Origin of the sequence: Chitinophaga oryzae, assembly GCF_012516375.2 — a bacterium.
In the GTDB taxonomy this organism is placed as follows: Bacteria; Bacteroidota; Bacteroidia; order Chitinophagales; family Chitinophagaceae; genus Chitinophaga; species Chitinophaga oryzae.
In genome coordinates this window covers 2651900-2665508 of the sequence record NZ_CP051204.2, presented here as the reverse complement: position 1 = coordinate 2665508, position 13609 = coordinate 2651900, and the positions used below count along the sequence as shown (strand labels likewise).

The following is a 13609-nucleotide window of genomic DNA, read 5'->3' as shown; positions in this document are numbered from 1 at the left end:
ATCAACTTATTGGAATCGCTTCTGAGAAAATCTAAACGGTCGTATGAAAAAATTCATCATCGTGCTGGGGATACTTATGTCCGCTGTCATGTACGCTTTTGCACAAAAAAACCCTACCGGCACCATTTCCTTTAAAATAACAGACGCCGCCGGCAAGCCGCTTCCCTTTGCCAGCGTACTTTTGCGTAAAACGCAGGACTCTGCGCAGGTGAAAGGCGAGATGTCTTCCGAATCAGGCGAAGGCCGTTTCGAGAAAATAGCTTTCGGCCAGTACTTCCTGCAGGTATCCCAGATGGGTTTTACCACACAATATGCCGCCAATTTTACCATAGACGCCTCCCATACCAACATAGCCGTACCGGCCATCGCCCTGCAGCCGCTGTCTAAAAGCCTGCAAACGGTGAATGTGACCGCCACCCGGCCCTTCATAGAGAAAAGCGCCGGCAAAACGGTGCTCAACGTGGAAAGCAGCGTGACCGCCGTCGGCAACAGCGCCCTCGACATCCTGAAAAGAGCCCCAGGCGTGCAGATCGACAATAATGAAAATGTGAAAATGAAAGGGCAGACCGTCACCGTGATGATTGACGGAAAACTTACCTACCTCAGCGGGGAAGACCTGACCAACCTCCTGAAAAACACTCCCGGCGAATCGATCTCCCAGATAGAAATTCTCACCAGCCCCTCCGCTAAGTACGATGCCTCCGGTAACGGCGGTATTATCAACATAAAAACAAAAAAAGGCAAACTCACCGGTATCAACGGTACCGTGAATGCCACCCTTTCCCAGTCCCGCTACGGTACCTACAGCGCCAATGGCACCTTCAACTGGCGCACCACCAAATTCAACCTGTTCGGCGATCTCGGCCGCACAGACCGCCCCTTCCAGATCACCCGCAAATACAGCAGGGCCTTCAACGATAAAGGAGTGGTGACCGAACAAACACAGGATATCTTTCAACGCAACCGTTTTCAGCGCAACGCCGCCAAAATCGGTTTTGATTATTTCCTCAACGACAAACATACCGTAGGCTTCATCGTGAACGGGTTTAAAAACCGCTTCAGCAACCAGATCTACAGCAACACCTATTTTATGAACAAACCGGGCGCCCCGGCTGATTCCCTGGTGAACTCCTACACGACCAACAACAACCGCTTCAATAATATCGCCATCAACCTGAACTATAAAGCCGTGCTGGACACCGCAGGCCGGGAATACAGCGTAGACGCAGATTATGCGCGCTTTAACTCCGAAAGGGCACTGGTGCTGAATGACAGTATGCTGGATGTAAAAAGCCAGCGGGTACGCAATCCAAACGGCATCCGCAACCAGGGCGGCACGCAGATCACCATCAAAAGCCTGAAAGGCGATTTCGCCTGGCCGCTGGGCAAAAACGGGAAAGTGGAAGCCGGCGTAAAAGCCAGCCTGGTGACCACTGCCAACAGACTGGCCTATGATTCCCTCAAAAACGGCGAATATATCTTCGCGCCCAGCCAGAGCAATGAATTCAAATACCAGGAAGACGTGTACGCCGCCTACGCCAGCTATAAAAAACAACTGACGCCAAAAACCGGCATCCAGGCAGGCTTACGAGTGGAAAACACACAATCGGACGGTTACTCCGTAACCCTGAAAAGCCAGGTAAAGCGCCATTATACCGACTTCTTTCCCAACCTTACCATCGATCAGAAGCTGAACGACAACAACAAAATCAGCCTCGCCTACTCCCGCCGTATCGAACGCCCGGAATACGGGCAGCTGAACCCGTTCATGTTCTATCTCGACCGGTACACGTTTTTCAGGGGCAACCCCTACCTGCAACCGCAGTACACCAACAACGTAGAACTGGCATATACCTTCAAAGACAAATACATCGCTACGCTGGGATACAACCGCACCACCGACGTGATCAACGAGTTCCTGTACCAGGACGACAGCGCCAAAACATCCACCAGCACGCTGATGAACTACAAGAAAAGCCACGTGTACAGCCTCGCCGTAACATTGCCTTTCCAGGTCACCAAGTGGTGGATGAGCGACAACAACCTGAACGCCGCTTACAACGATTACTACTTCACCAATAACAAGAACCAGCCGGAGATGACCAGCAGCTTCACTTACAGCTTCAACAGCACCAACACCATTACGCTGCCGAAAGACTTTAAGCTGGAGGTGGCCGGGTATTATAACTCCCCTTTTGTGTACGCCATCTTTAAAGGTTATAATGAGTACAACCTGAACCTGGGCATACAGAAAACATTCTGGGACAAAAAAGCCACCATTAAATTCAACTACAACAATATCCTTCGGAATGAATCCTACAGGGGTATTGCACAATACAGCAACCTGGCACTGCACATCTTTAACACGTGGCAGTTCAGGACCGCCAGCATCTACTTCAGCTACCGCTTCGGCAACAGCAGCATTAAAGCAGCCCGCGAAAGGAAAACCGGTACCAGCGACGAACAGAAAAGGGCAGGTTAAACGATCATTTTCATCATCTGCTGGATCAGTTGCATCATCGCGGTGGGATATACCCCCAATCCTATCAGTACCAGCGTCAGCAACATCAGCGTGATATTACCGGCTACAGGCAGCGAGGGCTTGATATACGTCACCTCCCCTGTAGCCGGTGCTTTAAACATCATGGCAATAATGCGGATATAATAATACAGGCCGATCACACTGTTGATGACCAGCATAAACAACAGGAACCACATGTGCCCGTTCACCCCGGCCATCACGATATAGAACTTGCCGATAAAGCCCGCCGTCAGCGGTATGCCCGCCAGCGACAGCAACATTGCGGTAAATACCGTCGCCACCCAGGGATAGCGCCAGAACATACCACGGTAATCGTCCAGCGTTTCCGCGTCCTGTACGCTGCTGCTCATTACGATCAGCACTCCGAAGGCGCCGATGCTGGTAATAAAATAGGCCACCAGGTAGAAAGAAATCGCTTCCAGCCCCGTTTGCACACCTGAAAGAAAAGCAACCAGAATGTAGCCCATATGGGCGATAGAAGAATAAGCCAGGATACGTTTGATATTCTGCTGCGTCAGCGCCAGCCAGTTGCCCGCAAACATGGAAGCCACCGCCACAATAGCCAGCATCCACCATATCATCGAGTAGTCGTTGCCGTGAATATCCACATAAAAACGGATCAGCACCACCAGCATTCCCCCCTTTGAAATAGTAGCGATAAAGGCCGATACCGGCAGCGGCGCGCCTTCGTAGATATCCGGCGCCCACATGTGGAACGGCACTACGCCCAGTTTGAAGCCGATGCCGATCAGCATCATGCCGAAGCCCGCCAGCACAGTCACCGGTATATATCCTGCCTGCCGCAGCGCAGCGCCGATACCCGGAAAATCCATATGCCCCGTGAACGCATACACGAGCGCCATACCAAATAACAGGAAAGCAGAGGACAATGCCGCCAGGATAAGATATTTGATGCCTGCCTCATCTGAGCGTTCGCGGGCCCGGAGATATGCGATCAGTCCATACAGGCTGATACTGAGTATTTCCAGGCCCAGGAACAGTGACATAAAATGCCGGCTTACCACCAATACCAAAGCCCCGGTGGTGGCCAGCGGCAACAGGAGATAATACTCCTCCTTGCGTTCTTCCCTTTCTTCAAAATAATTGTAGGATAACAGCAGGATGATGAAACCCGACGTGAGCCCCAGCCCGGTATTAAAGAGTGAAAACTCGTCCACAACCAGCAGCGGCGGCACGGTATGCGGGATATACAACGCCGCCGGGATGATAGCCGTCAGCGCCATCAGGTAGGCCAGCAAGGAAAAGGCATACGTGATGCGGTGATTACGTTTAATGGCGATCAGCAGCATGGAGATCACCACTGCCGTGAACAGGGTGATCAATGGCCCAAGGCTTATGAAATCAGCGAACGACATAATCTGTTTTTTGTGAAGTTTTCAAAACCGGTTGCGGATGTAATCCCAGTAAAAGAATGGCCATCACCAGTGCTACGATGATCACCAGCTCCCGTTTGTTGAGATCGGACAAAGTGTACTGCCGGGTTCCCTGTCCGAAGAATACTTTCTGCATGATGCGCAGTGAATAGGCAGTGGCCACCACGAGGCCGATGGCCGCAAACACCGTGATCCAGCGGTTGGCCTGCCAGCTGCCCATTAGGATAAGGAATTCCGCCACAAAATTGCCCAGCCCCGGCAGCCCCAGCGACGCCATCACGAAGATCATTGTCGCGCTGCCCATTACCGGCATTTTGGACCATAGTCCGCCCATCTCCAGGATGTTGCGGGTATGGATACGCTCATACAGCGCGCCGGCGATGATAAACAAGGCGCCGGTGCTTATACCGTGCGCGATCATCTGCATCACCACCCCTTCGTAAGCCAGCGCATTAAAAGAAAATGCCCCTACCAGTACAAACCCCATGTGGCTCACGCTCGTATAGGCGATGAGCCGCTTCAGGTCTGTCTGCGCATAAGCCAGCATACCGCCGTAAATGATGCCCAGCACCCCGAGGAACATGATCCACGGCGCAAAGTAGGCCGATGCTTCCGGGAACAGCGGCAATACCAGCCGCAGGATACCATAGGCCCCTGTCTTTAGCAGCAGCCCCGCCAGAATTACGCTGCCGGCCGTAGGCGCCTCGGTGTGTGCATCCGGCAGCCAGGTATGAAAAGGAACGGCCGGCAGCTTCACCATAAAAGCGATGAGGAAGCCCAACATCAGCCAGCGGGCCGTTTCCTGCTGCATAGGTGTGTTCAGCAGGGAGAAATAATCGTACGTATATACGCCGGTGTTAGCACCGTGAATAAAATACAGCGCCAGGATAGCCAGCAACATCAACAAGCCGCCGGCCTGTGTAAAAATGAAGAACTTATTGGCCGCATATTCCCTGTTCTCATGTCCCCAGATACCGATCAGGAAATACATCGGTATCAGCATCATCTCCCAGAAAAAATAAAAGAGAAAAAGATCCATGGTAAGAAACACACCGGTGATACCTGCCAGCACAAACAGCAGATTAAAATGAAAGAAACCTACCCGCTGGTTGATTTCTTTCCAGGAGATCAGCACGGCCAGCGCCCCGAGAAAAAAGGTGAGCACCAGCATCAGCAAAGACAGGCCATCCATGGCCAGGTTCAGGCTGATGCCAAAATGCGGCACCCAATCCGTTTTGTACTGGTACAACCACTGGCCGCCGGATGCAGGATAGGTAGCCCATATCTGCGCCGTTACCGCCAGGTCCGCCAGCAGGCAGGCCAGCGCTATATATCTCGGCCACAACGTGTTCCGTGCCGCCGCTATCCAGGACAGCAGCCCTCCGGCCAACGGGATGATGATCAGTAACAGGAGAATCATTTGTTTCTACATTTAACCGTTAACGTTAGGAGACCATATGCAGCCGCCATATCAATACCGACAGGATGGCTACCGCGCCCAATACCACGCCCATGATATACCAGCGGAGAATACCGCTTTGCGTACGCGCCATCAGGTTATGACAAGCCTCCATCAGTTGCGCCGTTCCGGTATATATTTTATCGATCAGGTCTTTTCGATTGACATTAGAGAGATAAACAAATGGTTGCACGATCAGCGCGTCATACAGCGCGTCCATGTCCCAGCCGCGCCGCCAGCAGCCCTGCAGCCATACCTGCCCCGGCATGCTGAGGAAGTCCACCATACCCTGCGGCCTTCTGATCACCCACATATAAGCCAGCCAGATACCCCCCAGCGCCAGCACAGCCGATATTAGCTGCGACATCCATTCCAGGGCCACGCTGTCTGTTGCCAGCTGCACCGCCGGCAACACCGGCAGCAACCAGTGGCTGAACAGGGCCACATGCCCCAGCGTGTGCGGCAGTTCTATAAACCCGGCAACGGTAGACAATACCGCGAGGATATACAATGGCACCATCATCACGGGGCCGGGTATATGATGTACTTTCGTTTTGGCTTCCCCGTAGAAGACCAGGAAAAACATACGGAAAGTGTACATGCCTGTCAGCAAAGCCCCCAGCATACCCGCCAGCCAATAGGCTTTATGCCCGCCGGCTGCCGCGAGTGACAGCCAGATGATCTGGTCTTTGCTGTAAAAACCTGCCGTAACAAAAGGGACGGCTGTCAGCGATGCGCAACCGATAAGGAACACCCAGAAAACACCGGGCAGCAGCTTTTTCAGTCCGCCCATTTTAAACATGTCCTGCTCATGATGCAATGCCACAATCACCGCGCCCGCTCCCATGAACAACAACGCTTTGAAAAACGCATGCGTCACAAAATGGAAGATGGCGGCCGACCAGGCGCCGCATCCCAGTGCGAGGAACATATATCCTATCTGGCTGATGGTGGAATAAGCCAGCACTCGTTTGATGTCTGTCTGCACCAGCGCGCTGACGCCCGCCATCAGCAGCGTGAGGGCGCCTATCACCGCCGTCGCCGTTTGTGCGGCGGGAGACAGTTCAAAGACCACATGCATACGTGCGATCAGGTATACGCCGGCCGTCACCATGGTAGCGGCATGTATCAGTGCGCTCACCGGTGTGGGGCCTGCCATGGCATCGGGCAGCCATGTTTGCAGCGGCAGCTGTGCCGACTTGCCCACGGCGCCGCCAAGCAACAGCAACGCGATCAGCGTCACCATCGGATCACCCTTCGCCCACAATACCGGCGCCTCCTGTAACAGCCGCTGTATATTGAGCGTGCCCATGTGCTCAAACAGCAGGAACAGGGCGATGGCCATCGCCGTATCCCCTACTCTGGTCACAATAAAGGCTTTGCGCGCCGCGTAGTTATTGGCAGGGTCTTTATACCAGAAGCCGATCAGCAGGTAACTGCAGAGCCCCACGCCTTCCCAGCCGAGGTATAATAACAGGAGATTGTCTGCCATCACCAGTACCAGCATGGAGCCGACAAACAGGTTCATGCAGGCGAAAAAACGGCCATAGTCTTCATCATCCTGCATGTAACCGGTAGCATATACATGAATTAAAAAGCCAACAATGGTAATCACCAGTACAAACACCACCGACAAAGCATCCATGCGGAAATCGATGCCCGCAGCGAAGCCCGGCACCTGTACCCACTGCCATACATGCTGCACCACCGGCTCTTTGCCGGCAGCAGCCACCGCCGCCGCCACTGCCAGCGCTACTAACGCCGACAGCGCCACGCTGCCGCAGCCGATCACGGTAACGGCAGTACGGCTTACACGTTTCCAGCAAAGCATGAGTATACATGCGCCGAGAAAAGGAATGGCAGGTATGAGTGCAGGCAGCATCTGGCAAAGTTTTAATGGTGATAAGGATTAATTAACCGTTCATCCTGCTGGCTTCGTCACTATCCAGCGTGCGGAGCTGATGATATAACTGTAATATCAGCGCCAGCCCCACCGACACTTCCGCAGCAGCCATCGCGAGGATGAACATAAACATCACCTGCCCGTCGGCCTGCCCCCAGTGGGAAGCGGCCACCACAAAAGCGAGTCCGGCTGCGTTGAGCATGATCTCCACTGACAGCAACATAAAGATGATATTGCGCCGGATCAATACGCTGATCAGCCCCAGCACAAACAGGATACCGGCCAGTAACAGGCCCGCTGTTGTAGGATGCAGGTTCATGTGTTCAGATTATTTTCAAGAAATCGATGTAAGGTTTTCTTATGTTGCCGTCCGAGATGATAAGCTCCCACTATGCCGGCCATCAACAGAATGCCCGTCAGTTCCACAGCTATCAGGTAAGGGCCGAACAAGGCCATGCCTACCTGTTTGGGTGGCACCACCTGTATACCTGCGGCTGGCTGTTTGTTCTGCACGATCAGGTACAGCAGTTCCCCCAGCAGCACGAGGCAAAACACCCCCGGCACAATCCATATCCGTGGCCGTAGCCAGGCTTTCTCGTGCTCGGCGGTTTCCAGCCCGAGGTTCAGCATCATTACAAAAAAGATAATGAGCACCATGATAGCGCCGGCATAAATGATGATCTCCAGCACTGCCATAAACGGCGCACCATACGTATATAATACCACCGACACCGCCAGCAGCGATACCACGAGATATAACAACGCGTGCATGATATTATAGCAGGTGACGACCCTCACCGTAGCCGCCACGGCTATTAATGCCGCTACGATAAATGCGATGTCCATGATATTGCTGTTTTATGGTAACAGGCTTTTGATATCTACCGGTGGTTCTTCCTGTTCCGCTTCTCCTTTGTCTTTGTTCTTAATAGCCAAACCGGCGACCTTGTAATAGTTGTATCCAGGGTACTTGCCCTGGCCCGGTATCAGCAGGTCATGCTTTTCATATACCAGGTTCTGACGATTATATTCCGCCATTTCAAAATCAGGTAGCAGCTGTATAGCGTAGGTAGGGCAAGCCTCTTCACAGAACCCGCAGAAGATGCAGCGGGAAAAATTGATCCGGAAAAATTCCGGGTAGCGGCGCCCGTGTTCATCTTCCGTGGCTTGTAAAGAGATGCAGTCCACCGGACAGGCGGCTGCGCAGAGATAACAGCCAACACAACGTTCTTCACCGTCAGGGTCCCGTGTGAGAGCGATACGCCCTCTCCACCGCGCCGGCAGCGGCGCCTTCTGTTCGGGATACTGGTAAGTGTCCCGCTTATGGAACATATGCAGAAACACGAGCCACATACTGCGCAATAGACTAAACATATATTTTGATATTTAGTTATTTAATTATTTGGATATTAACCAGAGCTTGATCGCTGCCGTCACCCACAGGTTGAGCAACGATAACGGAAACAACACTTTCCATCCGTATTCCATCAGCTGGTCATACCGCGGCCGTGGCATGGATGCCCGCAGCAGGATGAACAGGGAGATGAAAGCAAACGTTTTAATGGCAAACCACACCACTGGCGGCAGGAAGGCGGGGCCGAGCCAGCCTCCGAAGTAGAGCGTTACCACCATGGCGGAGATAAGTGTCACGCCCAGGTATTCACCGATGAAAAACATCCCGAATTTCATCCCGGAATATTCTGAGTGAAAGCCCGCCACCAGCTCACTTTCCGCTTCGGGAATATCAAACGGCAGCCGGTGTGTTTCGGCAATACCCGCTACCATAAAAATGAGGAACCCCAGCAGTTGCGGGACGATGAACCATACCGTACGCTGCGCCTCCACGATCTGCTGCAGGTTAAAACTGCCGCTGAGCACCACTACGCCCATGAGCGCCAGTCCCATGAACACTTCATAGCTGATCATCTGCGAAGCGCCACGCATGGCGCCCAGCAGGGCGTATTTGTTGTTGGAAGCCCAGCCGCCCAGCACGATGCTGTACACGCCTAGCGACGACATGGCGAGGAAAAAGAGAATGCCGATATTAAGGTCCGCCACCACAATATTGGGGGCAAACGGCACGATCACAAAACTCATCAATACACTGGCCACCACTACGGCCGGCGCAAATACAAACACCACTTTATCGGCAAACGGAGGGATCCAGTCTTCTTTAAAGAACAGCTTCAGCGTGTCTGCCAATACGATAAACAGGCCGAAGGGCCCCGCCCTGTTAGGGCCGTAGCGGTCCTGCCACAGGGCCAGCATCCTGCGTTCCAGCCATATCAGTCCTGCGGCTGTATTTAACAGTACGAAGAGTACTCCTCCGATAATCCACCAGGCGTTTATCATAGCTTTAAATTTTAACCAGCTGCGGCGCTTCCGCCACCTGCATATGCGGCAGCCCTACCGGGATGCCGGCGGCTCCTTTCTGCAGGGTGTCGTTGATCACGACCGGCAGCGCGTACTGGTGTCCGTTATCCATAAAATAAAGCAGATGTCCTGCCGCCACCTGAAAACGATGCGCGTCTTCGCTGTGCAGCATAATATAGGGAGCAGGCATCCGCTGGGCGATGCCCGGCGTATGAATGCTCAGTTCTTCCGATCCGAAAATGTGGTAGAGCGGCACCAGCAGCAGATGGCCCCCTACCGGGATGAAAGGATCGGGTATGTTGGTATAAAATTTCGTTTGACCGTTTACGTTAGGTTCCAGCAGGCGTTTGCCGGGGTTGCCGCCGTGCAGGGGGCCGCCTGTTTCTACCTGGTATTTGTTGACCGACTGCACCGAGTTCCAGCCCGGCGCCCAGAAGAAGGGGATCACGGAGGAAGGTGGTTCGCCCCGGTATCCTTCCATGGTGAAAGACAGGGCGGTGTCAGCATCTTCCGCGGGTTTGGGTTCGCTGACGTTCACATTGGCCAGCATGGCGGTACGCCCGCTGTAACGGTGCGGCTCCCTGGGTATCTTCTGACCGGCGATGCGGAAATCTGCCGGCGGCGTGATGGTATCGATGCCGGAAAATACCGGATATCGGGCTGCGATGGCCCTAAGCAGATCGTCATAGTGCAGCAGGGAGCGAAGGAAGGTATGCCCGCACACGTCCGCCAGCTGCAACAGCCAGCGCCAGCTTTCCTGTATGGCGCCCTGCGGGTTAAACACCTGCAGGAAGCGCTGTGCACGGCCTTCATTGTTGACCAGCGTGCCGTCCGCCTCTGCAAAAGTACCGGCGGGCAGTACGATATTGGCTCTTTCGGTAGTAGGATTATGCAGATGATCGAGCACGATCACTTCTCTGCAGTGGTTGAAGAACTGGTTGGCCGTATGCAGGTCCAGCCGGCGGTACAGGTCATTTTCCAGTATCAGCACTGTCTCTGCGTTACCGTTGAGTACTGCATCTACCGCTGATTCCAGGCGATGGCCGCCCAGCATTTCGAGGCCCATGCTGTTGCATTCCGGTACGGTAAAAGAGAGCATGGCGTCAGCGCCTTGCTGTTTCAGGGCCCAGGCCAGGTTGGCCGCAGCCCTGATCACCTGTTCGCTACCGCCCCCATAGCCGGCTATTACCAGCGGCCGCTTCGCCCCCCTGAGCGCAGCAGCGATGGTAGCAGCCGCCTGTCTCCCTTCTTCCGACATGCCGGTTACTTCCGGTAAGGTACCGTCCAACAGATGACTAACAGCAAAGGCTATACGCGCAATATTATCAGGCGCGGTATGATAGGCGCCGGTAGCCAGTTCGTCCAGTTTGGTTTCCACCACGTTCAGGATAAAGAGCGGCCCTTTGTCGTCCTGTACCGCCTCCCGCACGGCCGCATCCTGCCAGGCAGGCATATGGATATTGCTGATGGCATGGTCCACCGGCATACGCCGGATGGCCTGGCGTACAGAGAGCGCCAGCATAGGGGCCGTATTGGTGAGGTCTTCGCCCAGGATCACCACCGCGTCAGCGGCAGCGGCTTCCTGCATGGAGGCTGACCGTACCGGGCCTTCCTGCAGCAGTTCCAGCATCAGGCGGACCAGCTCATGTTCCGTCTCCCCGATACCGATATAAAAATTGTCCGCTCCTACCAGTTCCTTCAGCACATAGTTGGATTCCACAGAGGCCCGCGGGGAACCGATGCCGATCACCTTACCCGGCTTCATTCGGTTCCGCACATGTTGCAGCACCGGCAGCCCGTTGGCCCTGTCGTCCGGTGAATGAACCACCAGCGGCTCACGGATACGGTCTTTACTGTTGACGAACTCATAACCATAACGGCCACGGTCACAAAGGAAATAACCGTTCACCGCCCCGTTGTAGCGGTTGGTGATCTGCCGCAGGGAGCCGTAACGTTCGCCCGCAATGATATTGCAACCAAGGCCGCATCCCTGGCAGATGGATGGCGCCGTGGTCAGGTCCCACTTGCGGGTATAATGCTGTTTGAGTGTTTTATCGGTGAATACGCCGGTAGGGCATACTTCCACCAGGTTGCCGCTGAACTCACTTTCCAGCGTACCGTCCTGCTGACGGCCAAAATAAACGTGGTTATGCGCAGCAAAAACATCAAGGTCTTTACCGCCGGCAAAGTCCTTATAGAACCGTACGCAGCGATAGCACTGGATGCAGCGGTTCATTTCGTGGTTGATAAAAGGTCCCAGTTGCTGATTGCGGTACGTCCTTTTGGAGAAATGGTAGTCACGGTATACGTGGCCGGTCATTACCGTCATATCCTGCAGGTGACAGGAGCCACCTTCGTCGCATACGGCGCAGTCATGCGGATGGTTGGTCATGAGCCAGCCGATCACATGACCCCGGAAAGCGACCGCGTCACTATCGTTGACGGATAAACGCATACCCTCTCTCACCGGCTCCATGCAGGCCATCATCAGCCTGCCACGGGTATCCTGTTCATCTTTAAAGATTTTGACAGCGCACTGGCGGCAGGCCCCTACCGATCCGAGGGCCGGGTGCCAGCAGAAGTACGGCAGGTTGAGGCCGAGCGACAAACATGCTTCCAGCAGGTTTTTGCCTTCCTTCACCTCATATGGGATATTATCAATGTTGATGATGGGCATACGGGCATTTTTTTTCTTTGATATGTTGTTCGAAATCCTCCCTGAAGTACTTCAGGGCACTCTGCAGGGGCTCCATGGCCCCCGGCGCAAGGGCGCAGAAGGTGTTGCCGGGCCCCAGCAGTCTGGCATGCCTTTCCAGCAGTTCCAGATCCGATGGCTCACCGGTACCGTTTTCCAGCGACCATAATATTTTTTCCGTCCAGGGCAGTCCCTCCCGGCAAGGTGTACAGAAGCCGCACGACTCCTGTGCGAAAAAATGTTCGAGGTTATGTACAAAGCCGACGGGGCACGTGCGATCGTCGAGCACGACCATCGTGCCGGTACCCAGCCTGCTGCCTGCGGCAGCCACGCCGGCGAAATCCATTTTCACATCCAGATGGGCATCCGTCAGAAAATCAGTGGATGCGCCACCGGGCAGGGCCCCACGGAAGCGGTAGCCGTTCCGCATACCGCCTGCATGTTCTTCCAACAGTTCGCGCATAGTAATACCCATTGGCAGCTCCCATGCACCGGGCTTATTGACCCTGCCACTGACGCCATAAATTTTCGTACCCCCGTCGGCGGTATAACTCAGGGATTTAAACCACGCTTCGCCGTTATTGACGATGTGGGAAATCCAGCTGAGGGTTTCAACATTGTTGACGATGGTAGGTTTTCCAAACAGTCCGCTTACCTGCGGAAACGGCGGCTTGGCGCGGGGGGTGGCGCGTTTGCCTTCCAGTGAGTTGAGCAGGGCGGTTTCTTCACCGCACATATATCTGCCCACACCGGTGTGCAGCTGCATCTCGAGGCTGAAAGCGCTGCCGAGGATATTTTTTCCCAGGTACCCTGCCGTATAGGCGTCGGCGATAGCCCGGCGCATTTCGCGGGCTGCATCTTTATAAGCCCAGCGGAGGAAAACGAAAGCGTCGGTAGCCTGGATGGCATAAGATGCCAGGATCATGCCTTCCAGCAGCTGGTGGGGGTTGCCCTCCAGCAGCCAGCGGTCTTTAAAGGTACCTGGCTCCATTTCGTCTGCGTTGGCGATCAGGTATTTCGGGCCGGGCACATTCATGGGCACAAAGCTCCATTTCATCCCGGTAGCAAAACCGGCGCCGCCGCGGCCTTTGAGGTTGGCCTCTTTGACCAGCGTGCTGACCTGCGCCGGTTCCATATCCCGCAATGCTTTACGCAGGGCGGAATAACCACCCACGGCTTCGTACTCCCGGAGATGCAGGGCAGCGCCGTTATCAGGAATATGTTGTGTGAGTGGTCTTTCCAT

Annotated in this window: 10 protein-coding genes; 1 reads left to right on the top strand and 9 read right to left on the bottom strand. The window is 54.4% G+C overall.

Annotated features, from left to right (window positions below; genetic code table 11):
• Positions 1-43 precede the first annotated feature (43 nt).
• The gene (locus HF324_RS11195) at positions 44-2482 is read left to right on the top strand and encodes a TonB-dependent receptor domain-containing protein (protein ID WP_168802543.1); all 2439 of its coding nucleotides are present in this window, start codon (positions 44-46) and stop codon (positions 2480-2482) included.
• Here HF324_RS11195 and HF324_RS11190 read toward each other — a convergent pair.
• From HF324_RS11190 to nuoF, 9 genes are read right to left on the bottom strand one after another with little or no spacing between them, the layout of a single operon-like run.
• On the bottom strand, positions 2479-3918 hold the full coding sequence (locus tag HF324_RS11190) for an NADH-quinone oxidoreductase subunit N (protein ID WP_168859800.1): 1440 nt from the start codon (positions 3916-3918) through the stop codon (positions 2479-2481). The genes HF324_RS11195 and HF324_RS11190 overlap by 4 nt on opposite strands.
• Positions 3905-5356 (bottom strand): NADH-quinone oxidoreductase subunit M, encoded by a 1452-nt coding sequence (gene nuoM, locus HF324_RS11185; protein ID WP_168802541.1) that lies wholly within the window; start codon positions 5354-5356, stop codon positions 3905-3907. The genes HF324_RS11190 and nuoM overlap by 14 nt, the downstream gene beginning before the upstream one ends.
• A 25-nt stretch (positions 5357-5381) precedes the next feature.
• Entirely contained in the window at positions 5382-7277 is a 1896-nt protein-coding gene (gene nuoL, locus HF324_RS11180) for an NADH-quinone oxidoreductase subunit L (protein ID WP_168802540.1), read from the bottom strand.
• Positions 7278-7308: 31 nt separating this feature from the next.
• Positions 7309-7617 (bottom strand): NADH-quinone oxidoreductase subunit NuoK, encoded by a 309-nt coding sequence (nuoK, locus tag HF324_RS11175; RefSeq protein WP_078670908.1) that lies wholly within the window; start codon positions 7615-7617, stop codon positions 7309-7311.
• The gene (gene nuoJ, locus HF324_RS11170) at positions 7614-8144 is read right to left on the bottom strand and encodes an NADH-quinone oxidoreductase subunit J (RefSeq protein ID WP_168802539.1); all 531 of its coding nucleotides are present in this window, start codon (positions 8142-8144) and stop codon (positions 7614-7616) included. Before nuoJ ends, nuoK begins: the two co-directional genes overlap by 4 nt.
• Before the next feature lie 12 nt (positions 8145-8156).
• Positions 8157-8672 (bottom strand): NADH-quinone oxidoreductase subunit NuoI, encoded by a 516-nt coding sequence (gene nuoI, locus HF324_RS11165; protein WP_168802538.1) that lies wholly within the window; start codon positions 8670-8672, stop codon positions 8157-8159.
• A gap of 24 nt (positions 8673-8696) precedes the next feature.
• The gene (gene nuoH, locus HF324_RS11160; RefSeq protein WP_168802537.1) at positions 8697-9650 is read right to left on the bottom strand and encodes an NADH-quinone oxidoreductase subunit NuoH; all 954 of its coding nucleotides are present in this window, start codon (positions 9648-9650) and stop codon (positions 8697-8699) included.
• A gap of 4 nt (positions 9651-9654) precedes the next feature.
• Positions 9655-12348, bottom strand: a complete 2694-nt coding sequence (nuoG, locus tag HF324_RS11155) for an NADH-quinone oxidoreductase subunit NuoG (protein ID WP_168859799.1) — start codon at positions 12346-12348, stop codon at positions 9655-9657.
• Positions 12329-13609, bottom strand: a complete 1281-nt coding sequence (gene nuoF, locus HF324_RS11150; RefSeq protein ID WP_168802536.1) for an NADH-quinone oxidoreductase subunit NuoF — start codon at positions 13607-13609, stop codon at positions 12329-12331. The genes nuoG and nuoF overlap by 20 nt, the downstream gene beginning before the upstream one ends.